The sequence below is a fragment of the Anabaena sp. WFMT genome (assembly GCF_051781005.1).
Taxonomy (GTDB): domain Bacteria; phylum Cyanobacteriota; class Cyanobacteriia; order Cyanobacteriales; family Nostocaceae; genus Anabaena.
This window is the reverse complement of the sequence record NZ_JBPWOA010000028.1, coordinates 59129-83425: the sequence shown is the minus strand read 5'-3', so window position 1 is coordinate 83425 and position 24297 is coordinate 59129. Positions and strand designations below refer to the sequence as shown.

General features: G+C 40.2%; 23 protein-coding genes. 11 read left to right on the top strand and 12 right to left on the bottom strand.

All coding sequences use genetic code 11. The features are described from left to right. Positions 1 to 115: 115 nt before the first annotated feature. From ACSQ6I_RS19005 to ACSQ6I_RS18995, 3 genes are all read right to left on the bottom strand, one after another. Complete coding sequence (locus ACSQ6I_RS19005; RefSeq protein WP_438891860.1) at positions 116 to 583, bottom strand: tetratricopeptide repeat protein; 468 nt, start codon at positions 581 to 583, stop codon at positions 116 to 118. 4 nt (positions 584 to 587) lie between these two features. Beyond that, complete coding sequence (locus ACSQ6I_RS19000; RefSeq protein WP_438891859.1) at positions 588 to 1529, bottom strand: homogentisate phytyltransferase; 942 nt, start codon at positions 1527 to 1529, stop codon at positions 588 to 590. A gap of 106 nt (positions 1530 to 1635) precedes the next feature. Further along, positions 1636 to 2478, bottom strand: coding sequence for a methyltransferase domain-containing protein (locus ACSQ6I_RS18995; protein WP_438891858.1), 843 nt, complete (start codon positions 2476 to 2478; stop codon positions 1636 to 1638). A 127-nt stretch (positions 2479 to 2605) separates the two neighbouring features. On the opposite strand from ACSQ6I_RS18995, the gene ACSQ6I_RS18990 reads away from it, so the two are divergent. Next, a complete protein-coding gene (locus ACSQ6I_RS18990) occupies positions 2606 to 3940 on the top strand; it encodes a TrkH family potassium uptake protein (RefSeq protein WP_438891857.1) in 1335 nt (444 codons plus the stop codon). A 115-nt stretch (positions 3941 to 4055) separates the two neighbouring features. Then, on the top strand, positions 4056 to 4751 hold the full coding sequence (locus ACSQ6I_RS18985) for a potassium channel family protein (protein ID WP_015217225.1): 696 nt from the start codon (positions 4056 to 4058) through the stop codon (positions 4749 to 4751). A 167-nt stretch (positions 4752 to 4918) separates the two neighbouring features. Here ACSQ6I_RS18985 and ACSQ6I_RS18980 read toward each other — a convergent pair whose 3' ends face one another. Next, on the bottom strand, positions 4919 to 6013 hold the full coding sequence (locus ACSQ6I_RS18980; protein WP_438891856.1) for a tetratricopeptide repeat protein: 1095 nt from the start codon (positions 6011 to 6013) through the stop codon (positions 4919 to 4921). Between the two features lie 132 nt (positions 6014 to 6145). Next, positions 6146 to 7372, bottom strand: a complete 1227-nt coding sequence (gene queA / locus ACSQ6I_RS18975; protein WP_438891855.1) for a tRNA preQ1(34) S-adenosylmethionine ribosyltransferase-isomerase QueA — start codon at positions 7370 to 7372, stop codon at positions 6146 to 6148. A gap of 335 nt (positions 7373 to 7707) precedes the next feature. Here queA and ACSQ6I_RS18970 point away from each other — a divergent pair, with 335 nt between their 5' ends. Beyond that, the gene (locus ACSQ6I_RS18970; RefSeq protein ID WP_015217221.1) at positions 7708 to 8097 is read left to right on the top strand and encodes a hypothetical protein; all 390 of its coding nucleotides are present in this window, start codon (positions 7708 to 7710) and stop codon (positions 8095 to 8097) included. Between the two features lie 27 nt (positions 8098 to 8124). Here the strand turns inward: ACSQ6I_RS18970 and ACSQ6I_RS18965 are convergent, their stop codons facing one another. Beyond that, positions 8125 to 8628, bottom strand: coding sequence for a YraN family protein (locus ACSQ6I_RS18965; protein WP_438891854.1), 504 nt, complete (start codon positions 8626 to 8628; stop codon positions 8125 to 8127). A 15-nt stretch (positions 8629 to 8643) separates the two neighbouring features. On the opposite strand from ACSQ6I_RS18965, the gene ACSQ6I_RS18960 reads away from it, so the two are divergent. Together ACSQ6I_RS18960 and gloA2 are read left to right on the top strand one after the other, a co-directional pair. Next, positions 8644 to 9147 carry a pentapeptide repeat-containing protein gene (locus ACSQ6I_RS18960; protein ID WP_438891853.1) on the top strand — a complete coding sequence of 168 codons (504 nt, stop codon included), beginning with the start codon at positions 8644 to 8646 and terminating at the stop codon, positions 9145 to 9147. 261 nt (positions 9148 to 9408) lie between these two features. Continuing rightward, on the top strand, positions 9409 to 9792 hold the full coding sequence (gloA2, locus tag ACSQ6I_RS18955) for an SMU1112c/YaeR family gloxylase I-like metalloprotein (RefSeq protein WP_438891852.1): 384 nt from the start codon (positions 9409 to 9411) through the stop codon (positions 9790 to 9792). A gap of 298 nt (positions 9793 to 10090) precedes the next feature. On the opposite strand, the gene ACSQ6I_RS18950 is transcribed toward gloA2, so the two are convergent. Beyond that, positions 10091 to 11167, bottom strand: coding sequence for a PIN/TRAM domain-containing protein (locus ACSQ6I_RS18950; RefSeq protein ID WP_015217217.1), 1077 nt, complete (start codon positions 11165 to 11167; stop codon positions 10091 to 10093). A 258-nt stretch (positions 11168 to 11425) separates the two neighbouring features. On the opposite strand from ACSQ6I_RS18950, the gene hemW reads away from it, so the two are divergent. The 3 genes from hemW to ACSQ6I_RS18935 all read left to right on the top strand — a co-directional run bounded on the left by hemW (position 11426) and on the right by ACSQ6I_RS18935 (position 13417). Beyond that, entirely contained in the window at positions 11426 to 12610 is a 1185-nt protein-coding gene (hemW, locus tag ACSQ6I_RS18945; protein ID WP_438891851.1) for a radical SAM family heme chaperone HemW, read from the top strand. Positions 12611 to 12707: 97 nt separating this feature from the next. Further along, entirely contained in the window at positions 12708 to 12968 is a 261-nt protein-coding gene (locus ACSQ6I_RS18940; RefSeq protein WP_438891850.1) for a hypothetical protein, read from the top strand. Then, complete coding sequence (locus ACSQ6I_RS18935; protein ID WP_438891849.1) at positions 12965 to 13417, top strand: type II toxin-antitoxin system VapC family toxin; 453 nt, start codon at positions 12965 to 12967, stop codon at positions 13415 to 13417. The genes ACSQ6I_RS18940 and ACSQ6I_RS18935 overlap by 4 nt, the downstream gene beginning before the upstream one ends. A 418-nt stretch (positions 13418 to 13835) precedes the next feature. On the opposite strand, the gene ACSQ6I_RS18930 is transcribed toward ACSQ6I_RS18935, so the two are convergent. Continuing rightward, positions 13836 to 15764: an alpha-amylase family glycosyl hydrolase gene (locus ACSQ6I_RS18930; protein WP_438891848.1), complete on the bottom strand. Its 1929-nt coding sequence runs from the start codon at positions 15762 to 15764 to the stop codon at positions 13836 to 13838. A 447-nt stretch (positions 15765 to 16211) separates the two neighbouring features. Continuing rightward, positions 16212 to 16619 carry a universal stress protein gene (locus ACSQ6I_RS18925; protein WP_438891847.1) on the bottom strand — a complete coding sequence of 136 codons (408 nt, stop codon included), beginning with the start codon at positions 16617 to 16619 and terminating at the stop codon, positions 16212 to 16214. Positions 16620 to 16706: 87 nt separating this feature from the next. Here ACSQ6I_RS18925 and ACSQ6I_RS18920 point away from each other — a divergent pair, with 87 nt between their 5' ends. From ACSQ6I_RS18920 to ACSQ6I_RS18910, 3 genes are all read left to right on the top strand, one after another. Next, positions 16707 to 17909: a phosphoglycerate kinase gene (locus ACSQ6I_RS18920; protein ID WP_438891846.1), complete on the top strand. Its 1203-nt coding sequence runs from the start codon at positions 16707 to 16709 to the stop codon at positions 17907 to 17909. A gap of 116 nt (positions 17910 to 18025) precedes the next feature. Then, entirely contained in the window at positions 18026 to 19204 is a 1179-nt protein-coding gene (locus tag ACSQ6I_RS18915) for an AAA family ATPase (RefSeq protein WP_438891845.1), read from the top strand. Positions 19205 to 19215: 11 nt separating this feature from the next. Next, on the top strand, positions 19216 to 19800 hold the full coding sequence (locus ACSQ6I_RS18910; protein WP_438891844.1) for a DUF4276 family protein: 585 nt from the start codon (positions 19216 to 19218) through the stop codon (positions 19798 to 19800). A gap of 193 nt (positions 19801 to 19993) precedes the next feature. Here the strand turns inward: ACSQ6I_RS18910 and ACSQ6I_RS18905 are convergent, their stop codons facing one another. The 3 genes from ACSQ6I_RS18905 to ACSQ6I_RS18895 all read right to left on the bottom strand — a co-directional run bounded on the left by ACSQ6I_RS18905 (position 19994) and on the right by ACSQ6I_RS18895 (position 24289). Further along, positions 19994 to 21694, bottom strand: coding sequence for a protein kinase domain-containing protein (locus ACSQ6I_RS18905; protein ID WP_438891843.1), 1701 nt, complete (start codon positions 21692 to 21694; stop codon positions 19994 to 19996). A 207-nt stretch (positions 21695 to 21901) separates the two neighbouring features. Further along, the gene (locus tag ACSQ6I_RS18900) at positions 21902 to 22393 is read right to left on the bottom strand and encodes a hypothetical protein (protein WP_438891842.1); all 492 of its coding nucleotides are present in this window, start codon (positions 22391 to 22393) and stop codon (positions 21902 to 21904) included. Between the two features lie 321 nt (positions 22394 to 22714). Next, on the bottom strand, positions 22715 to 24289 hold the full coding sequence (locus ACSQ6I_RS18895) for a TrbI/VirB10 family protein (protein WP_438891841.1): 1575 nt from the start codon (positions 24287 to 24289) through the stop codon (positions 22715 to 22717). Between the last annotated feature and the right edge of the window lie 8 nt (positions 24290 to 24297).

Here is a 24297-nt window from a genome sequence, read left to right as displayed (position 1 = left end):
AATCAAATAATTAAGCCGTTTTGAGTATGAACAAAGCTAAAATCCTTTTTCTCCCTGCACCCGTATGGCTAACGCCACGCTACGCTATCGGCTCCGCTCACGGCAAGCCTGTTTCCTATTCCCTTTCACCTGTTATATCTTGGAGAATTTTATCTATTGTTTCTACTTTTTGAGGTTGACGCTGTTTTTGAAATAAATCTTTTGCTTGTTGGAGGTTATTTATTGCTTCTGCTTCATTTTTTTGGAGTAGCAAAATATTTGCCAAGCGGAGGTAAGCATTGGGATTTTTAGGATTAAGAATAATTACTTCGCTGAATAATTCTTTGGCTTGATCAATTTCGCCTTTGTGGTTTAAAATATCGCCCAATAACAACCGCACCATATCATTGGTAGAGTTGATGGCAATTACTTGACGAAAAGCTGCTTCTGCACCTTCGTAATCTTTGGCTTGAAAAAGCTTGATGCCTTTTTGAAACAAGTTTGAAGTAATTAATGTTCTCCAGGCGAAATAAATGAGAGTCCCAATACTGGCAATTACTAAAGATATAGCAAAAATATTACTAACTGGTAAATTTTCTAACATGATTTTAAGCCAAAATACACGCGAAAGGGAAAATTAGATATTCGATGAAAAACAGTTTCCAGATAAACTGATAAAAACCTGCGATCGCACTTTTATCTTGCAAGTCTACTTTTCTACTTTGCCACCACATGACAATTAAGGCTACTATATGGGTGATAAATATAAATATGGCATTTACTTCGGCTAAACCTAACACAGCTACCATAATCATTCCTACATAACAAACAGTTAACACCCAAAGGGCAAGATTGAATACTGCTTGTTGTCCCAGTTGCAGGGTAAATGTCGTAATGTTGTAAAGTTTATCACCTTCCATATCAGGGATATCTTTAAAAATTGCGATCGCAAATGTAAACACCAATATAAACACAGTCAGCGCCCATACTGCACCTGGAATACTTTGGCTTTTTTGCAATAACCAATTAAAATGCAAAAACAGTCCTAAATTAACAATTGTTCCCCTGACAGAAAAGATACACAGTGCAGCCCAAAAGGGAAACTGTTTTAAGCGAATTGGTGGTAAAGAATAAGCCGTACCAATTGCCAAACTAATCGCCACCATTCCCAATAAATAAGGGCCGTTTAACCAAGCTGTAATCAGTGCTAAAATTCCGGTAATAATGACAATTAATTTACCTTGTTCTCTGGTAAATTCACCTGATGCTATAGGTAAATGAGGTTTATTAATTTTGTCAATATCAACATCTTCTAATTGGTTTAAACCAACAATGTAGATATTGCCAGATATACAAGCAATCCAAGTTCCTAAAATTTGACCGAAATGAGGATTAGAAAAGTTTGTGGAAGTGACACCAAGGGTAATTAGATATAAACCCAACACACTTAAACTTGTGCCGATAATTGTGTGCGGTCGGGAAAATTTCCAAAAGGCATAAAGCCAGTTTCCTGGAAAAATAGGCGCAATTTGTTTATAAAACTGATTCATTTTCTACTCTCTACGTGGAAACTACAAAAAAATTACAAAGGGTAGGCAGATCCTAAATAACCCAAAGGGCGGGGAGACCCCGCCCCTACACAGCGTTTAAATTTGCTTATTTATGACCGCACAATAAACCAAAACGAATTAACCCCCGTTCATAACCCCGACGCATTAGACCTAAAGAAAGCGCCCCTTGAATTGTACTCCAACCAGAAACCAGTAACCCAAAAACCGCTTGGGGAGTGAATGCTGAATCAATTACCATATTCCAAAATGGGGCGACAGCGGTTGACCAATCGGCGGTGCGGATGTTGTTTAATGGTAGTTGACGTGCGATCGCTTCATACTCTGGCAACGAAATCACGTAAGGTAAACAATAAACGCGATAAATATCATCTAAATGCTTCTGTTCATCTGCATTTAGTGGTTTTCTATCAGTGGGTCGATGACACCAAGTCACCATAATCAAAGTCCCACCAGGCTTTAACACCCGGTAGCACTCTTGCAAAAACTGAGTCTTATCTGGCATATGTTCACCACTTTCCAGCGACCACACCAAATCAAAAGAATCATCAGCAAAAGGCATTTCTTGAGCATTGGCCACAAGGAATTGACTTCTCTGGCTCAAATTAGCCTCCCTCGCTCTAGCCGTCGCTCTAGCCGCTTGTACAGGACTCAGTGTAATCCCTGTTGACTTAGCATTAAACTTTTCAGCTAAGTATAAAGAACTGCCACCAATACCACAACCCACATCCAGGATATTTTCCGCACCCTTAACCCCTGACCATTTCAGCAGTTCTTCGATTAAATCAATTTGGGCTAAACGGCGGTCTTTCCTCTGGTTCCCGTCGGGACCATAGTAACCATGATGCATATGTTCTCCCCAAATTTGTTCCCACAAACCAGAGGAAGCATCGTAAAATTGTTGAATTTGCTGATAAAGTGTTGTACTCATGAGTCACCAGAGAAGACAAAGCCGAATTTCAAAAAACATATTGTTAGGCTACCATCTGTGTATTTAATTAGATAAGGCGATTTTGCTTAAGGCGACTTTGCTTCCAGAAGAAAATTGTAAATTACTTATGACTGTTGCTCGCACAATCTGCTTGGGATTTATGGCTGTCATCCTGCTAGGAACTATCCTGTTAATGATGCCTTTCTCAACTAGCAATGGTATGTGGAATGATCCGATTGTAGCACTTTTTACCTCAACTTCCGCAGTTTGTGTTACAGGGTTATCAGTAGTTGATCCTGGTACTTTTTTCTCCTTTTGGGGTCAATTGTTTATCACACTATTGGCTCAAATTGGTGGTTTAGGGTATATGACAACTACCACATTTTTGATTTTGTTAATTGGCAGGAGATTTGACCTGCGACAAAAAGTAGCAATTCAACAAGCTTTAGACCGTCCAGGGATGAGCGGTAGCACACAAATTATTCGTTCAATTATCGCGACAACCATGATTTTTGAAATCACGGGAATATTGTTATTATTGCCAGCTTTTGTTCCCGATTATGGTTGGAATCAAGGATTGTGGTTGGCTATATTTCATAGCGTCAATGCTTGGAATAATGCGGGTTTTAGTCTGTTTAAAGACAACTTAATAGGCTATCAAAGTTCTGGATTAGTAGTTTTCACAATCACAGGCTTAATTATTTTTGGAGGAATTGGTTATCAGGTAATTTTAGATATATACCTGTGGTTACGCGATAGAATTTTGAAAAAACCCAATGCGATTTTATTTTCTCTCGATTTTAAAGTAGCAACCAGCACAACTTTGATACTTTTAGTATTGGGAACAGTAGCCTTTTTCTGTATAGAAATCAGGAATACTCAAACATTTGGTAATTTGAGTTTTACCAATCAATTATTATCAGCTTGGTTTCAATCGGTAACTCCCCGAACTGCTGGATTTAACACCATTGATATCGGGCAAATGACAGATTCTGGTTTATTTATTACTATTGCTTTGATGTTTATTGGTGCAAGTCCTGGAGGTACGGGAGGAGGTATAAAAACGACAACACTGAGAGTTCTGACTAGTTGTACAAAATCTATCCTTCAAGGTAAAGAAGAAGTTTTATTGTATGATCGTAAGATAGCGATATCACTGATTTTAAAAGCTGTCGGCGTAGTTTTTGGTTCTCTAGCTACCGTGATTGGGGCAACAATTTTAATTAGTCTCACAGATCCTAACTTAGAGTTTATTAAAATCTTGTTTGAGGTGGTATCAGCGTTCGCTACAGTTGGTTTGTCTACAGGTATAACTGGTGGTATTTCCACAGCAGCAAAACTAATTTTAATTGTCACAATGTATATTGGTAGAGTTGGTGTTTTATTATTGATGTCAGCTTTATTAGGCGATCCTCGCCCTAGCAGAGTTCACTATCCTGAAGAAAATTTACTTGTTGGCTAATAGGTAATTGGCTTCCGCCGTGAGCGTCAGCCGAACGGTGATTAGGAAAACTTCTACCTCTTATCTTTCCTGTTCCCTATTCCCTATTCCCTATTCCCTAAAAACTGACAAAATCATGAATCTTTCATCATTAAAGTTTTTTCGCAGTTTACGCCAAGACAACAACCAATTTGCTGTAATTGGTTTAGGTCGCTTTGGTCGTTCTGTTTGTTCTACACTGCATAATTTAGGTTATCAAGTTTTGGCTACTGATGTTGATGAAAAGCTAGTTTCAGAAGCATTAACTGATGAAATTGTTAGCCATGCTGTGCAACTAGATTCAACTGAACCTGCGGCACTTAAAGAAGCTGGTATTTTTGAATTTGATACAGTAATTGTAGCAATTGGTAACTATATTCAAGAGAGTATTATCACCACTCTCAATGTCAAAGAAGCTGGTGTACCTCATGTAGTTGCTAAAGCTTCTAGTGAAGTTCACCGCAAGTTATTAAAAAGAGTGGGAGCAGATCATGTTGTTTTTCCAGAGTTTGAAGCTGGTTGTGCTTTAGCTAGAACACTCACTAAACCATCAATTCTAGATCGATTTGACCTCGACCCAGATCACAGCATTGTTGAGTTGATTGTCCCTGATGAATTTCACGGTAAAACTGTTGCTGAAATCCAACTTCGTAATCGTTATGGTTTGAATTTGTTGGCAGTGAGTCAGGATGGTAAATTTAAGATTAATCCTGACCCTACTAGGCGTTTAGAACGCGGTACAGCAATGGTAGTTATTGGCTGTAACAAGGATATTAATCGCTTGCCAATTTGAAACAGGGAACAGGAAGCAGAAAGATAAATATTCTCCTTGAGGATGTATGGCTACGCCACGCAGGCTATCAGATAGCTGAAACTGTTCCCTATTGCCTATTCCCTATTCCCTGTCCTCACCAACAACTTTTATGCCTAACGGCACGCTACGCAAACAGCAAACCCTACTTAGGGTGTTTTTGGCTGTTGTTCTACAGTGTTAGGCATAACAGTAGAGTTGACGGGCATTATTTCTTCAGGTGCGGGTAATATTACATCATTCTTAGGAGTGGGGGTTGTGGTTTGTGGTTTTTTAGGTGTTAAATATTCGGTAATTTTCTGGGTGATTTCGTCAATTTTTGCGGTTTGCTCAGTATTTCCTTGTTCGCTATACTCTTGACGAGCGCGTTTAAATGCTTGATTCGCTGTCTTGAGATCGCCTTGATTATATAAAGTTACTCCTAAGTTATAGTAAGCTAAGGCATTTTTGGGATTTTGGCGAATAGCTTTTTGGTAAATGGCAATAGCTTCTAAGGGCTGATTTTGAATTACGAAGAGACTGCCTAAATTGTTGTAAGCTACGGTATTTTCAGGATTTAGCGTTAAGGTTTGACGATAGGCTGCGATCGCATTTTCTACTTGTCCTTCTTGCTGGAGTGCGATCGCTAAATTAAAATAAGCATTGGCATTGCTACCATCTAAATTAATCGCTTGTTGATAAGCCGCTATTGCTTCTTCTCGCTGTTCTTGTTCATACAAAACAACTCCCAAATTATACTGGGCTGCTGCCATCGTCGGACTGACTACCAACGCTTGCCGGTAAGCACTAACTGCCGCTTCTTTTTGTCCTTGTTTTTGCAGAGCTAACCCCAAGTTGTAATAAGCATCGCCAAAATTGGGATTAAGTTTAATTGCTTCCGCATATTCTTGTACAGCTAAATCTAGGCGATTTTGCTCCATCAAGATATTACCTAAATAATTCCGTGCTAAACCAATATTAATATCTCGCTGTAAAGCTTGCCTAAAGGCATATTCAGCACTTTTAAAGTCTTTGCGGTGATAGCGAGTAACTCCCAATTGATACAAAATAGCTGCGTCCAAATCCTGAGAAACCACATTCTGCGCCAACAGCTTGCTTTCTGGTAAATCAATAATTGTCGGTAAACCCAACACCAAAAATGCCGAAGAAGCAAACAAAAGTCCTAATCGCTGTGCGGAACTTTTGTAAAAATCGGCTGGAAATGAACTGTGTAAGCACTCAGTAAGTAGATTTTTTTTAGCCATAACTTGTAACCTTATATTTGTAATTGAAATCCTGACACAATCAGAGTACCCATAACTACATCAAAAATTCACAATTTAATTCATTACCCATTACCCATTACCCATTACTCATTACTCGGTACTCGGTACTCATTACTCGTTACTCGTTACTCCTTCTGGAAGAATAAGCATGGCATCACCAAAGGAATAGAAACGATATTGAGATGCGATCGCTTGTTGATAAATTTTCAATAACCTTTCTCTCCCAATTAGAGCGCTGACTAGCATCAACAAACTGGAACGAGGCAGGTGAAAATTAGTAATTAAACCCTCTACAACCCGCCATTGAAAGCCAGGATAGATAAACAAATTTACCTTGCCTACATAAGGCTGTAAATCGCCAAATTGAGCCGCACCTTCTAAAGCACGGACAACCGTAGTCCCCACGGCGATAATCCGCCCCCCAGCGGCTTTAGTAGCCCGGATTTGCTCAACTGTAGCAGCGCTGACTTCAATCCATTCTTCATGCATTTGGTGAGTGGTAACATCATCGACTTCCACAGGGCGAAAAGTCCCCACACCAACGTGCAGCGTGACAAAAGCTTGATTGATAGAGCGATCGCGCAATTTTTGTAAAAGTTCTGGTGTAAAGTGTAATCCTGCCGTCGGAGCTGCGATCGCACCTTGTTCTTGAGCATACACAGTTTGATACTGTTCATCCGCAGCCGTAGAAGTCGTAATATAAGGAGGCAGAGGTATTTCCCCAAAATCCTCTAAAACTTGCACCAAAGAAATATTTTCAGGTAAATCAAATTGCAACAACCGTCCTCCAGTTGCTGCATCAGTCTCCAAAACCTTAGCCGTGAGTCCAGTATTGAGTGCTGAGTCTTGAGTACTGTCAAGCCCCGCAGGCATAGTTGCGCCTAGAGTAGTAGTGGAGCGTTTAGCCCGTGCTAATTTGTTCCCATCAAAAACAATCTGAGTTCCAACTTTAAAGTGCCTTCCTGGCTTCACCAACGCCAACCAACAATTATGCCGTCTTTCTTCCAACAGCAAAACTTCCACCTTTGCCCCCGTTGACTTGCGTCCATACAAACGTGCTGGCATGACTTTCGTATTATTCATCACCAACAAATCTCCAGGTTGCAGCAGTTCAGGCAAATCCCGGAAAATGTGATTTAGGGCTAACATTTCCTGGCCTGCATTGGGAGAATTAACCACCAATAAACGTGAACTATCTCTGGGAACAGCCGGATTTTGGGCAATCAGTTCCGTTGGGAGTTCATAGTCATAGCCAGATAAAGAACGGTCTAAACTCAAATCTAGTGTTTCTAGGCTAGACGTTTCCTGTAAATTAGCTTGTGAGATTTGTGGCTCCATGTATTAGATTAATAAGTATTGGGTATTGAAGGCAGGGTACAGGAGAAAGATAAAATTTCTAGTCCCCAGTCCCTAATAGACTTCCAAGAAATAAATTATCCAATCTTGTGGGATGGGCTTCTAGCCCGTCCGTCCGGGTTTAAGGGCAGGCTTTTCGGACTACCCCACAAAAATTAATTGAACATTTTTTTATTTGGAAGTCCCTAAGCACTTGGCATCAGGATCAAAATTGGGTAAATCTCCCCATATAAAAACGGGTGCTTTTACCCTACCGGGAACTGTACTTTATTCACGAAAATAAAGAAGTAGGATTGGATTTGCTCCCAAACACCATCATGGAATATTTATACTATCTGGCAAATGCCAGCCTGACACTTAGAATAGTTCAACATCTGCACAACAGACCCCAAACCCCTGTTTCCTTCATCAGCGTAATTCATCAAATTGATGGTTGGGTAGTGAGAATCAAACTTAAAGAACCAGTTTCATCCCAAGAAGATGGCGATTTGCGGGCTTTTTTCAATGAATTAGGAATTAGTTACGAACCACCCATGAGAGTGCAAATGGCACTTTGGAGCTTGGAAGCAGGACAATATCCTGTGGACGTAATGCGCCGTTACCAAGTAGCAATTGTATCTCATGGTAGCTCGGAAAAAGAAGAAATCGAAGCATTCCGCCAACAATTTGTTCGAGGTTTGGGCTATTGCCCAGAAACACTGGCTTAAAAGTTAGCAAACTTGATCTATTTTTAATTACAAATTGACACTATCAAAAGCTGCGGCAATATACTCTTGCAGCGTTAACTGATACCCAGCAATTGATAAACTAGCTGGGGATTCTGGGGTAACTATAGCCCCAACAAGCTTTTTTGATAACCGTTGACAATAAACAAGAGCTACATCAAAACGACAATAACAATCAGCCTTTTCAGGATACTGAGATAAAAATATTTGTGCCGTGCTACAGAGTTTTGCTTGCTTTTGTTGGGTAATGGCAATTCTGCCTCCTGCATCCCAATTGCCTGCACTCCGGGTTTTCACTTCCACAAAGGCTAGTATTATCTCCTGTCGATTGCCATTTTTCTGGGTTGCTGTTACTTTTTGATCGTGATACTGGGCAATAATATCAATTTCTCCCCAGCGACAAGAAAAGCGACGGTGCAGAATCTCCCAACCTGTAGATTGTAACCATTGGGCTACTAGGTCTTCTCCTAAGTCACCGATATCTAGATAATTAGATGGTGGATGTTTAGGCATTAAATTAAAAATATCATGAATACTAAGTATCGGATTTTGTCACTCATACTCAGTTTATCGCTTTGGGCAATCATTCCTATGACAGCATTAATAGGTTTAGCACCAACGGCGTTGGGACTCGAATACAACAAAGAAATCTTGATTGAAGCTGATTTTTCTGGACGTGATTTAACAGACTCCAGTTTTACCAAAGCTAATCTGCGTCAGAGTAATTTCAGTCATGCGAACTTGCGTGGTGTGAGCTTCTTTGCAGCCAATCTAGAATCGGCTAACTTGGAGGGGGCTGATTTAACTAATGCTACCTTGGATTCGGCTCGTCTAATTAGAGCCAATTTAACCAATGCAGTTTTAGAAGGAGCATTTGCAGCTAGTGCCAAATTTGATGGTGCTATTGTTGACGGAGCGGATTTTACTGATGCACTGCTACGCGGAGATGAGCAAAAAAAATTGTGCAAACTGGCTAAAGGTACTAATCCTGTGACAGGTAGGGATACACGGGAAACTTTATTTTGTCCCTAGAACTTTTGGATTTTGTCGCTAAATCAAGATTTCGATAAAATCGCTATAGCGGTATGCATTTGAATGAAATACATCATAGCCCTCTCATCGCTTGCGGGGAGGGGGTTGGGGGTGGGGTTCTTGTGTCTTACTCAACCGAGAAACGCTATAACGCACCATAATCAAAGGTTTGGTGCGTTATGCTGTATGGTTTGCACTTAGCTAAAAACTCTACAGATATTTTCACGAATCAAACCAGAGTTCTATATCTAATATACTTGTATGAAAATTTTAGGTGTTCATCATGTTGCTATTATTTGTGCTGATTATCAAAACTCAAAACGATTTTATGTTGAAGTTTTAGGTTTTGAGATTATTCAAGAAACTTTTCGCAGCGAAAGGAATTCTTATAAATTAGATTTAAAAATAGGAAATATCCAAATTGAATTATTCTCTTTTCCCCATCCTCCCCAAAGAGTTAGCAATCCTGAAGCTTGTGGTTTAAGACATTTAGCTTTTACTGTTGAGGATATTGAGGAAAGTGTGAGTTATTTAAAATCTCACAATATCGAAGTTGAAAATATTAGAGTTGATGAAATTACAGGCAAGAGATTTACATTTTTTCAAGACCCAGATAATTTACCCTTAGAAATTTACGAGACTTAATAATAAATTATAGCAATTCCCAAGCTCATGAAATGCACCCCACCCGCGCTATCGCGCACCCTCCCCTTGGTAAGGGGAGGGTTGGGGAGGGGTAATTTTGTATATCATACTTAGTGGGAAACGCTATAATATGAAGCTGTATAGAATAAAATATCAAGAATAGTTGACCGCAAATAAAGATGAATTTCAGGATTCTGTGCAGCCTCATATAAAATTTGTATAAGGGATTTCCAAATAAAAATCGGTGTAGGAAACTGCACCGATTTTTAGGATTAATTCTGTTTTCCGCACATTTCCCTCACGCTAATGCGGAAGCTTGAGGTTTGGCAAAAATCATCCTCCCAGCGGAGGTTTGTAAGGCACTGGTGACAACTACCCGTAATTCACCACCAACATAACTGCGGCCTTCTTCAACGACTACCATTGTTCCGTCGTCTAAATAGCCGACACCTTGAGTTGGTTCTTTACCTTCTTTGAGAATTTTCAAATCTAGATTATCTCCGGGTAAATAAGAAGGACGAACTGCATTTACTAAATCATTGACATTTAAAACTGGGACTTTCTGCACACTAGCAACTTTAGATAAATTGTAGTCATTAGTTAATAGCGTACCGTTGATTTCTTGGGCAAATTTTACCAATTTAGCATCAACTGTGGCAATGTCTTCGTAGTCTGCTGGGTTGATGAGAATGCGTTCTGGGTAAGTTTCTTTAATGCGGTTGAGTATTTCTAGTCCCCGTCTTCCCCGCACCCGCTTTTGATCTTTGCTGGCATCAGCAACTTGTTGTAATTCTTGTAAAACAAATTGCGGTACAAGTATAACTCCTTCCAAAAATCCTGTTTCTAGTAGGGTTTCAATGCGACCATCAATAATGCAACTAGTATCTAAGACTTTGGTATTAGCTGGTTTCAGGGTTCCTTCTACCACTAAGGTTTCTACGGTGTTGGGATTAATTAACCGTAATAAACCCCGTCCGTGAGTATCTGCCAAATTCATGCCAGTGACGGAAAGTATGATGCTGCCGACAACTGCCACGAGAGGTTTAATAAATCCAAAATCTGCGGGAATGGGTAGTAAAAATAGCGGGGCTAACATTAAATTGGCGAGTAATAGCCCAATTACTAAGCCAATGGCACGGGTTAAGATGACTTCTAGGGGCATTTCGCGGACTTGCGCTTCTAAGCGACGATATGCCGTTTGGAAACTCAGCCCAATTGCACCACCGAGAATTGCAGCAAAGACAGCAACAACTAAGCGCAATGCGTCTAGGTTTGTGACTCCGTTGAGGGTTCCAGGGGGAAGTAGTTCGGTGCTGTAGTAACCTATTCCCGATGCAGCCAGAATAAATGAGATAATGATAATGAAATCAAGCATGATTGTGGTTTTTTCCTACAACTGTGATTTACCCAGTAGAGTCAGGTATTTTTTAGATCAACGGTGAGATTGATTGAGAAATATGGACTTAAGCTAGGGGTTTCGGCAGTTAATACAATATATGCAAACATTATAACTAAAGAGTTTTCGCTGCATAACTATTCTTATTTTTGTTGTAAAAAGATAACAAGTTGTAAACAAACTACTCATTTTCATGATTTGTATTTGTCCATGAAATTAATTTAATTTTTGATCATAATGAGCCTAAAAGATATTGCTGTTCAATTTCCCAGTGCGGCTTACGTGCATATTCCCTTTTGTCGGCGACGGTGTTTTTATTGTGATTTCCCGGTGTTTGTGGTGGGCGATAGCTCGCGGGGAGAAAATTCTGGTACTATTGCCCATTATGTTGAGGCAGTTTGTCACGAAATCAGCATTTCACCAGTCTTTAGTCAACCCCTAGAGACGATTTTTTTTGGTGGTGGTACGCCTTCGCTGTTATCGACAGAACAGTTGCAATGTATATTAACAGCGTTAGAGGGGCGTTTTGGGATTGTGGCTGGGGTAGAAATTTCTATGGAAATGGACCCCGGTACATTTGATTTGGCACATATTGCGGGTTATTGCAGTGCAGGTGTGAACCGGGTAAGTTTGGGTGTACAAGCGTTTCAGGCAGAGTTGTTAAAAATTGCTGGGCGATCGCACTCAGTTAAAGATATCTTTGCAGCTATAGAGTTAATCCACCAAGTCGAGATACCCGAATTTAGCTTAGACCTAATTTCCGGGTTGCCACATCAGTCTTTGGTTCAATGGCAAGATTCCCTTACTAAAGCAGTAGAAATTGCCCCCACCCATATCTCTATTTATGATTTAACCATTGAACCAGGGACAGCTTTTGGGCGTTATTACAAACCGGGAGATAATCCCCTACCGACAGATGAAACCACTGTTCAAATGTACCAACAGGCGCAAAAAGTCTTAACCAATGCAGGTTATGAACATTATGAAATTTCCAACTATGCCAAAAGAGGACATCAATGTAAACATAATCGGGTTTATTGGCAAAATCGTCCTTATTATGCTTTTGGCATGGGTGCAGCTAGTTATGTGCAAGGTAAACGCTTTACGCGTCCCCGAAAAACTAAAGAATATTATGAATGGTTGGAAAATGGCGCTGTGATTGATTGTGAAGTCACCCCACCAGCGGAAGAATTGTTAGAAACTTTAATGTTGGGGTTGCGTTTAGCAGAAGGTTTGAATTTAACGGTGTTGGTGGAGAAGTTTGGAGAAGGAAAAGTAGAGGAAATTCAACAGTGTTTGCAACCTTATTTTGCGAAGGGTTGGGTGGAAGTTGTGGGGGAAAGATTGCGTTTAATTGATCCTAATGGGTTTTTGTTTTCTAATGTGGTGTTGGCAGATTTGTTTGAGAAGTTGGGGGAATAAGGTGATGTGAGATATTGGGGTGTAGTTTTTTATCTTGATGGCTAAATTAAAAGTGTCATTGATTAAGATAGGATTAAATAAATAACCATTAACCCAAATGTCTAAAGAATTAATTGAGTTGATGCGACTAGCAGATGCACTCACACCCGATGAACAATTGAGTTTCATTGCTTACCTAACCCAAAGACTACAACATTGTGAAATCAAACGTAAACCAAGCCGTGACTTGATGGAATTTGCGGGAATAGCACCTAATCTACTAGGTGGTATGGATGCTCAGGAATATGTCACTCGCATGAGGCATGGAGAGTTCCCTGATTTAGAACTTGCAGAAAAGCAATTAGGTAAAAAGGAGTGAATATTACCAACAGTTTACAGGGTGTGAGACGCTTGTTTCTGGATACTGCACCAGTTATTTACTTCTTGGAACAACACCCACAATACTTTCCTTTGGCTAGAAAAGTGTTTGAGCAGCTTCAGAATACACCCCTAATTGGTGTTGTTTCACCTATTACTTTAGCTGAATGTTTAGTTCAACCCTATCGTTTAGGACAAACAGAATTACAGCAAGAGTTTATAGAGTTAATGACTGAAAATGATAATATTGAATTTGTGCCAATTAATAACGCTCATCTAGCAATAGAAGCTGCTAAAATCAGAGCCAGATACAATCTACAGTTACCTGATGCTTTCCAAATTGCTGTAGCTTTAGCAGCAGAGTGTGAAGCATTTTTGACCAATGATGTCACCTTCAAACGCATTACAGAATTACGTGTGTTGGTGTTAAATGATTTTAATAATGCTTAATTGTTTGATTTCATAAAGTAAGGGTTTAGCAATGCTAAACCCCTACAACACTTTTATGTTTTTTCGTAATCTTGTAAAAGTTCCAATCTCAGCCGTCTGGAGTATATTTAGATATCTCTGAAAAAAGGGCATTGCTGAACTGAAGTATGAAATTGAAAAATCAATGATTTCAAACTCTTACTCTCTGTGACTCTGCGCCTCTGCGTGAAACAAAATCATACTCTTAATCAGCAACGCCGAAAAAAGAAAGTTTCTACAAAATTTCTGAATTAAGGGACTTCCAAATAAAAAAATGTACAAAAATTTCTTGTGGTGCGGGCATACTTCGACAAGCTCAGTACAAGTCTTGCCCGCAAATTATCAAGGACGGGCAGGATGCCCATCCCACAAGATTGAATAATTTATTTTCTGGTGTTCCCTAAGATTCCCTACCCGAAGCCCAAGTATCACGCCATTTAACAGTACCTTCTTTGGCAATTACCCAACGACGATTGACGAGATTTTCCCGCAGAGGGGATTGCCCTTCCCGCAACATGGCATATTTATAACTGATTAAGTTACCAGTACTCTCATCAAAGGGAATTTCCCCAAACCAAGTATTGGCGTTGATGTACTCTAGAGGATATGCCTTGCTAATATCCCAGTTACCCAACTCTGGACAGTCTCCAATCACAACAATGGTTTCTCCTGGTTGGGTATTTACCCCATTGAGTTGCACACGGACAATTGTTTCCGCTTGAATGCGTTCTCCAACGCGGCTGAAAACAATTACTCCCCGTTCTTCCAGTTGCAAATTATAAATCTTGCCATCTTTGACTTCATACTTATTGCGAGTCACTACACAGGTATGTTCACCGTCGGGTAATTCGGTTTCAACTTCTGGGAGAGTGACTGCTCCTCCCCGATTGAGTGCCACAAAACACAGAGAATCACGATAACGGCGTATGTAGCAGTAAACGTCAGGTGTGAGGTGTTTTGGCCATTGGCTACCCATTGCGACAGCGGGATTTAGTCGTCGCAAACCAGATAGCAGTCTGATAGTGCGATAGATTTCTGTATCGTTATCCCATTTATCCATCATTGGGCGGTTGTAGGGATCATTACCGCCATCGGTATCGTCGTGCAGATATTGTTCTGTGCCGTAATAGATGCAGGGAATACCGCGAGAAGTCATAATGAGAGCGATCGCCACTTTCAACATCGCTGGATCAGAATTCAGCGATTGAAAACGGGACATATCATGGTTATCAATGAAGGTAACTAACTCAGTCGCCCCGTTGTAAGCATGGTCTTGATCAAAGATATCTTGAATTGCTTGGAATCCATCTTCAGAACCTTGTCCTAGTGCTGCCCGAATCGCCGTACACAGGCCAAAATCCAAAATAGTCATTCCGGAGTGGTTAGCAAATTCCACCGAGCGATCGTCACTAGGATGGTTATAAATCCATTCCCCAAAAATAAATACATCCGGCTTGTGGTTCATCATATCGCCGGTAAATTCTTGCCAAAACCAAATCGGCATATGCTTGACAGTATCTACCCGCAGTGCATCCACACCCCTATCTAGCCATTGTTTAATCGCTGACTTGATGTATTGACGATATTCACTATTATTTTCATTGAATGTAGCTAAACCGGCTAATTCACAGTTCTGCACCTGCCATTCATCTTCCCAATTCTGCACTTCCCCATAGTGGTGATACCAATTATTGACATCGTTGTTGAAGTCAGCAATTTTGACTCCATCATCATACAATTCACCCTTACTACCATTAGTATCAGGGCTGCTATGGTTGCAGACAATATCCAACACCAACTTCATTTTGCGGTGATGCAGTTCGGCAATTAAGCGGTCAAATGTCGTATTTCTTTCTTCTTGGGTATTATTTAAGGAAGGATCTTCTCCTTCAGCAATGTAGCGCAGATTTATTCGCTTAAAGTCTTTAGTCCAATAGCCATGCATTGCCGCATTGCTAATAAATAAATCTTCTACCTGCTCAAATAGGGGAGTTAACCAAAGAGTAGTTACTCCCATTTTTTGCAAATAGTCTAATTTATCAATTACACCTTGTAAGTCGCCACCCCAATACTTACCCCAATCTTTTCCAGTGGGATCATATAGTTCTGAGTTAGCACCTTCACTATTATCTGGATCACCGTCATGAAAGCGATCAACTACAAGAAAGTAAATCGTTTCTTGGCGAAATTCGATATCTCTGGTGTAAAGAAACTCTAGATCAATCTCTGTATCTGATGTTGTCGCTTGTATAATCGCTTCTACAGATGTCTTTTCTGAACCGACTTTGTACTGTTCTGGTGAAGACTGAGACCCAGTAATTTGAACCATAAAAAATTAAACATCCATGAGAATTAAATACGTAGTTCAGATTAAATATAAGACAGCTTCTCTGTAAACCTCCCTAAGAGGTATTTATTCTCAGTTCAATTGCGATCGCCTATTAGACATCTCCAGAAAAGAATGTAGAGACATTCCATGTAACGTCTCTACAAGGGTTCTAGGAAACGCACATTTAATTTTCACGCCTATGTCTATTTAAGATATAAAAGATGTCTCTGGCTGGGAATGCTATCATAGAGGCTCTGACTCTACTTTCAAAAGGAAGGCAGAGCCTTCTAGAAGCCATTCCCGTACAGAGTATGGGAACGAGAAAAAAAAATTTATCCCTCAAAACTCTAAAGTTTTTGAGGGATAAAAACTGGCGTTTTCAACCAGTATTTTTATAAGCGATAACTTCAGACGGTGCATTATTTGATTAACGCACCCTACAGGTTTTTAAGGAACAATCAAAACTGGACAAGGGGAAAGATTAATAACGCGACTAGTGACGCTATCAGTTGCACCCTCATCAGTTAAGCCTAAACCCCGACAGCCCATAATAATTAAACTGGCCTCAATTTCATCTGCAACATCACAGATAGTAAAGGCTGGTTTACCTTGTCTTTCCATGACTTCGGCTGTAATACCCTGCTGGGAAAATAAAGCTTGGGCATTTTCCAGAAGTTTAGCAACAGCCTCTGGAGACATCATAGGATCGCTATTGGGCGCGTCTGCGGCTGGTTCTTCCACCACAGAGAGCAGTATCAAGCGACTGCCATATTTCTGCACAACGTTGGTAACTACTTCGGCAGCTTCCCGCGCAGCGCGACTTTGATCAATTGGAAACAGAACTGTTTTAAACATAGATCACCTCAGCACCCCTCACTCCGGTAAAATCTTGATAGTTATATTCCAAAACCATAACAAAAAGGCAATCAGGAGAGTTTGGCTGTGTCGAAAAAAAGTTTAGCAAGTTTATCTGCGGCGGATATATCTGGAAAACGCGCTTTAGTGCGGGTTGATTTTAACGTGCCTGTGGATGATCAAGGCAGCATTACCGATGATACCCGGATTCGGGCTGCGCTGCCAACTATCCAGGATTTGACCAAAAAGGGTGCTAAAGTCATTCTAGCAAGTCATTTCGGCCGTCCCAAGGGTGTAGATGACAAATTACGTTTAACACCTGTTGCTAAACGCCTTTCTGAGTTGTTAGGACAAGAAGTTGTCAAGACTGATGACTGTATTGGTGATGATGTGGCGGCTTCGGTTGCGGCGTTGCAAAATGGCCAAGTGCTGTTATTGGAAAATGTCCGCTTCTACAAAGAAGAAGAAAAGAACGATCCTGAATTTGCGAAGAAATTGGCAGCAAACGCTGATTTTTATGTAAATGATGCATTTGGTACTGCTCACCGCGCCCATGCTTCAACTGAAGGTGTAACTAAATTCTTAAGTCCTTCTGTAGCTGGTTATTTGGTTGAGAAGGAATTGCAATATCTGCAAAGTGCAATTGAAGAACCTAAGCGGCCTTTGGCGGCTATTATCGGCGGTTCTAAGGTTTCTAGCAAAATCGGCGTAATTGAAACTTTGTTGGAAAAGTGCGATAAGCTGATCATCGGCGGTGGGATGATTTTCACTTTCTACAAAGCCCGTGGTTTGAGTGTTGGTAAGTCTTTGGTGGAAGAAGACAAGCTGGAATTGGCTAAGGCTTTGGAAGCAAAGGCGAAAGAACGCGGTGTGGCTTTGTTGCTACCTACAGATATTGTCTCAGCAGATAAGTTTGCTCCTGATGCTAATGCTACTACTGTCAGCATTGAGAATATTCCTGCTGATGGCATGGGTTTAGATATTGGTCCTGATTCTATCAAGGTTTTCCAAGCGGCTTTGGCTGATTGTAAGACTGTGATTTGGAACGGGCCTATGGGTGTGTTTGAGTTTGATAAGTTTGCTGCGGGTACGGAAGCGATCGCACATACTCTAGCAGAAATCGGCAAAACCGGCACAACTACCATTATCGGTGGTGGTGACTCTGTAGCAGCAGTTGAAAAGGTAGGTTTGGCTGATCAAATGAGCCACATTTCTACCGGTGGTGGTGCTAGTTTGGAGTTGCTAGAAGGTAAGATTTTACCTGGTATTGCAGCTTTAGATGAAGCGTAAGTTGTTAAAGTTCACTAACTAATGACAATTTGAGTAGGGGTGCGGTATGCCGTACCCTTGCCATTGTCTATAGTTAATAGTTTTAGCAGCACCAGAGTTATATAAGTGATGATGTAATGGCCAGAATTGAAGAAATTTCCGTCAAAAATTATAGGGTTTTGCAAAATATTACTCTAAAAGATATTAAACCTTTTTCAGTCTTCCTGGGTCCTAATGGTAGTGGCAAAACTACTTTTTTTGATGTTATAGGTTTTCTTTCAGATTGCCTAACTACTAATGTGAGAAAAGCCTTGGAAAAGCGGGGAAGATTTCAAGAAGTCATCTCCCGTGATTGTGAAGGTCAGGAAATTGAAATTATAATTAAGTATCGTGAAGATAAGAAAAAAAAATCTCCTATTATTACCTATACAGTTGCTATTGCTTTACAAAATGGAGCGCCAATAGTTTCTAGAGAAGCCCTCAGATGGAAACGAGGTAGTCATGGCAAACCCTTTGATTTTCTAAAGTTTGAAAATGGTGAAGGTGAAGTCATCAGTGGTGAAGATCCAGAAATAAATGACCGTAGAATTCATTATCAAATGGATGATCCAAGTTCTCTAGCAATTAAAACTATTGGGCAATTGTCAGATAACCCACGCATTGCTAGTTTGCGACGTTTTATTGAAGGTTGGTTTCTCTCTTATTTCATACCAGATCAAGCTCGTCAATTAGCAACGGCTGGTGCAACGGAACATCTTACTCGTGAAGGAGACAATATTGCCAATGTAGTTCAATATCTTGCTGATGAACATCGAGAAACTTTATCCAAAATTTTGGAGTTATTAGCCAAACGTATTCCTAAATTAGAAAAAGTAGAATCTGAAACGACAATTGATGGGAGGCTGGCTCTTTTATTTAAAGATGCGCCTTTTAGTAAACCATTTTTAGCAAGATTTTCCTCAGATGGGACTCTCAAGTTACTAGCATATTTGATATTATTAAATGATCCAAATCCACCCCAACTACTTTGTATTGAAGAACCAGAAAATGGGCTTCATCATCGGCTTCTTGATCCTTTGAGTGAAGAATTAAAGGCTTATTCACAACGCGCACAAGTTTTTGTTTCTACCCACTCACCATTTTTTGTTAATACTATCACAGATGCCAAACAACTCTGGATTTTTCAACGAGATGATAATGGTTATGCAACTGTTACCAGGGCTGATAAAATCGAGGATGCTAAAAATTTTATAGAATCTGAGGCTGGTTTAGGTGATCTCTGGTCTGAAGGATATCTTAGAGGATTACCTTATTAATAGTACCAATTATGCACATAGAGTTTTTAGTAGAAGAATCTTCAACTGAAATTGCTTTAAATTTAATTGTTCCTAAAATTATAGGTAAAAATCATTCTTTTAGAATTCATAACTTTCAAAATAAAGATAGACTTTTAAAAAGATTGCCTGACCGGATGAAAGCCTATGCTAATTTTATACCTGATGACTGGCGAATAGTGATTTTAGTAGATGAAGATAGAGCAAATTGTCAAGAATTAAAAAAGAAGCTCTGTGATGCTAGTAGTGTTGTAACCGGAAAAAAAGGAAATATTGTTCTTCATCGAATTGTTGTAGAAGAACTTGAATCTTGGTTTATAGGTGATGTAGCAGCAATCAGGGCTGAATATGAAAAAATACCTGTTTCTTTATCCCAGCAAGCCAAATTTCGCAATCCAGATGCTATCAAAGGTGGGACATGGGAAGAATTAGATAAGATACTAAAAAAGTATGGCTATGAGACAGGGTTACAAAAAATGGACTTCGCTCAGAAAGTATCACCCCACATGAATGTAGAAAATAACCAATCTAGAAGTTTTCAGGTTTTTCGTGATGGATTAAGAAGAATTATCAACTAAAGTTCATTTACAACATCCTTGACAATTTTATCTGTGAGCATCTGTCTCTATCTTCTCGCAATAATTCTGTCAAATCAGAAAATTCCCCATATTTTTACTTTAAGCTTTCTTGGAAAATATGTATTTTTTTAATAAGTTCAAACTGTTCTATGTTCCTTTATAATTTTTAACCCGAACTCAGGTTATTTACAAATTATCGCCATCCTAACCAACGCAAACAAGGAACAATAAGGTAGAAACTCAACCCTAAACAAAGACTTATTAAAATACCCACAAAACCAAAAAAAGCTATGGGTACAAATAACTCTAACCAGCCTGGTTGACTGGAGGAGAAATGGATAGAAGGGACTGGTAAACCTAGATGAATTAAGGCTGCTAAGATGTTTGCACTCCCAAAGGAAGCTATGAAGGCGTAAGCTAGATAATGGGTACGCAGACCTAAACCCAAGGTGAGTATGGAAATTGAGACTAACATCCATGCAACTAAACCCTCGGCGCTATGATGTGGGGTGATGAATTGCCAAGCTATCCAGCCTAAACTATTGCCAATTAAACCCATGAGTGCTGCTATCAAAAATCGCCGTTTTTGACCAAAACTGCCAGATACGGTAATTCCCCAAGCGGTTCCTAAACCTGCGATCGCAAATACTATCATTTCTTTGGCTGAAGCTGGTTGAGAATTTTGGATTAATGCTGGCAATTGGCGGGATATAAATTCCTCAACGAAAGCGCCTAATTTGCTTTGATAAGCCAAGATAAAACCGACGATAGTACCTAAACTAGCGCCAATACCGCCTAAAATCATCGCCCAAATTGTTGACAGACAAGCTAGTAAGAATTTGAAAATTGCCTGGACTGTAAATAGAGTTGTGCTACCCACAGCTTGGGTAAATTGGGTGACAGATTGAATAACAGTGGTTTTGAGTTGGATAAATAAATTTGGTTGTGATGCTGCGGGGACAATTTTCAGTAAGCGTTTTTGAATTATAGCTGCATGGGCGGGACGCGATCGCACATCCGTTTTTACCATTTCATCCAATAAGTCTGCTAACCGGGGATTAACATTGCAGCAATTGCGCCAACGTAATTCCCCAGTGATGGGATCTTCTAAATTTTGCGGATGCTTACCGGTGAGTAATTCAATCATTGTTCGCCCCAAGGCGTAAAAATCCGCTGCTGGTCCCACATTCCCGCCAATTACCTGTTCTGGGGGACTGTAACCAGAGGAAAATAGTCTTGTGGAGGGAGAGTGCGATCGCAATATTGCCCCACTAAATTGTTTAGCACCACCAAAATCAATTAGTACCAATTGTTCTACTTGCAGAAGGGCGCTTGGTGAAGGGTTCCGCAGCATTAAATTAGAAGGTTTAATATCCCTATGAATAATTTGGCGTTTGTGCAGTTCCTGTAAAATTTTTACAGCCTGGGCGAACCAATTTAACACCAAATCTTCTGGACATCCTTGAGGATAATTTTTGCGAATTTCCTCCAAATTTTGCCCATCAATTTTTTCCATCACCAGACAAGCCAACTGGTGCGGTTTAGGACTAGTTAAATTAATTTGAAAATACCCGTCAGCATCAACTTTGGGAACACCCGGATGTCGGAAACTACTTAAAACCTCCGCTTCCTGGATAAACAATTCCAAAGCCTTAGGAGAATCTTCTACTAAGACTTTCAGAACTTTTTCAGTCTCGGTTTTTTCATCCCAAACCGTGTAAATTTGGGCAAACCCTCCTGAACCCAAAGGATTAATAGGGTCGTAGCGGTCTAACAACTGTAACGGTGCGCCACAGCTATTACAAAATTTGTTTCCCCAAGGTTGAGGATAGGGTCGTTGACAGTTAGGATTTATGCAGTGAACCGCACTCTGATTTATCTGGGACAAAACCACGAAAATACAAAGGCTGAATCGATTTTAGCGTCTATTCTGTCTTCTTTACTCAACTTCATTTGTTGCTTAAATAAATTTTTGCTGGCGTTGTTGAGATTTTCCTTAATTGACAATAAAATAGCAGGATTCTTATAGCAACCGGGTTTATACGGGCTAAACACCTCCCTACCGCTACAGGACTCCAGCCTCAGATAGCTATATTCTTGATTAAGATGCCGTTCTCGCACAATTTGCGCCATTAGCAGCAGATGAATCTGGATAAATAGCTAAAGTGTGATATCCAGGAGCAGCATCTTGATAAAGTATTCTGAAAGTATAAAGCTTAGTTTCACCTTGCCCTTCAGTAATCACAGTTAAAAGTGTATTTTCCATTTTGGATAATCCGGGGATTTTTATCCTTTCAATTCGCCGCAGTTGTATGACATTTGCTGCTGAATTTTTACAATCCCCTGAACTCAAATTACGTTCTTGTCCGAACTGCATACACATTGCGCCATCAAAATCCATAGTTACCTGTGACGGATCATTTAACCAAACTTTTTTAATGGTTTCGCCAGCAGGAAGAAAGCTTAAATTTGTACCTTGTTGATAAGAAACGTCGATAGTCGGTACAACTCCCCCTAAACCTTGGGCTTGACAGGAAAACATGGAACGGAGAACAGCATTATTCGCTACAGCACGACCTGCCAATAATAACATAGCCCCTGAGAAAATTAGAGCAGCCAGAGGTAAGAAATGAGGATCATACCATTTGGGATTTTGGATTGGGAATCCTTTTCTGCATATACAGTATAAGTCTATAAATCTAGCTTTCACCATCATTTTTCACATTGGTGTAATTTAAAGTTTTTCGTAAATTACAGTGGATTGCATTTGAATGAAATACATCATAGCCCCCTCATCGCTTGCGGTGAACCAGCGCTGTAGGCGGGTTTCCCACCGTAGGCGACTGGTGAATCCGAAGGAGGAGGGGGTTGGGGGTGGGGTTCTTGTATCTCACTCAACCAAGAAGCACTATAGCTAAAACTGCATGGTGCTATTGATGTATATTTCCACTTCTTGGCCAGCGGGTATCAACCAAACATTCGTTTGTTGCATCATTTGCGAAACTGACTGTTGATTACGTTGTAAAATTTGTGGAACCACCGACTTTAAACCACCTTCAACAATCCCCGCTGCTAGATTACGTTGGGCGTTATTATTGCTGACTATAGTGCTACCAGCATTTGTGGTAACTTCAGTATCAATACGATTCAATAACTCAGCGGCTTTGCTGACACCGCCCAAAACAAATAAACTGGCATCCATTCTGGCTATAGATGACCCATTATTAGGAAATTTATTTGCTACTAGTGGTCTACCTTGGGGAGCGCGAACAATAATAGCATTGTTGGGTAAGCTTCTCTCTTGAAGTTGGTCTTTATCTTGTGAGATCACTTTGACTACATCCAAGCGCATTAATCCTCGTTCAGAGATAGACCGAACTTGAGCTAACAACTCAGTATTAGCCGGTAATGCGATCGCACCATCTATAGATTTTAGTGGTTCTTTCAACCGCACCACAAAGATTTCGGTATTTTCTTCTTGTTCATTATTCCTTTGATTATTCCTTGCCCTCGTAGTTTCCCCAAAAACGGCCGTTGCCAAAACAGCTTTAGCACTAGTTCCTACTTTGACCGATTTCGAGTTTTGTGGTTGTGCTTGGTTGACTAAAACATCTTCCTCTGATGGTGTTGTTTCAGAGTTAGACTCAGTTGGCTCTTGAGCAACATTAGTATTATTAGCAGCCGCAGATTTAGCTGTATTCTCACTAGATTCGCCAGTCGTGTACACCTGACCATAACTACCTAACTTGGCTAACTGTGTCCATTCTTGGAGAGGATCAGGTGGAGATGGTTGGGCTTTTGGGCTTGGTTCTATTGGGGGAGTTGGTGGTGCAACAGTCGGAACAACAGCAACTGGTGGTACAACTGCTGGTGGAGAATAGGATGGTCTATCAATGATGCGCTCAACCGTGACTACGCGAGGAACAGAAGCAGTTTGCACAGGTGTTTGTGTTCTGTTATTAACTCGTGGAGTTGCCAACGATGAAATAACTCTATTTCTCAGATTTTGTTGGGCTGCTGTTACAGCCTGTGCTTGTTCAGCAAGAGCCAATTTCGTTTTGAGAATCTCTATTTCTTGTTCTAAATTTTGCTCAATGGGTTCAATTTTTGGTGGTAACGAAGCTGCCGAAGAAACAAGATTATTTTTTGGTTTTTGATTGGCTGTACTCATAATCTGCGATAAAAACACCCCAGCTACTAGCACTACAACCAAAGTAGCACCGCCGACCAAAGCTAACTTAGCAAAAGGATTAGATGATAGAGATTGTGCAGTTGCAACTTCTTGAACTGGAGACTGGGACGGTTCTAAACTATCTATATCTGCTTCTAATGCGTCAATATTGAAAATTGGTGATTCTTCCTCAAAACCAACTAATTTGGCCATTTTAGATTCCCAATCTGTAGAATCTACTTCCAACTGAGAGTTAACAGCATCGGGTTCAATGACAGGTTGTGTAGGAATTGGTGATTGAATTGAATAGGAAGTCATAATTTATT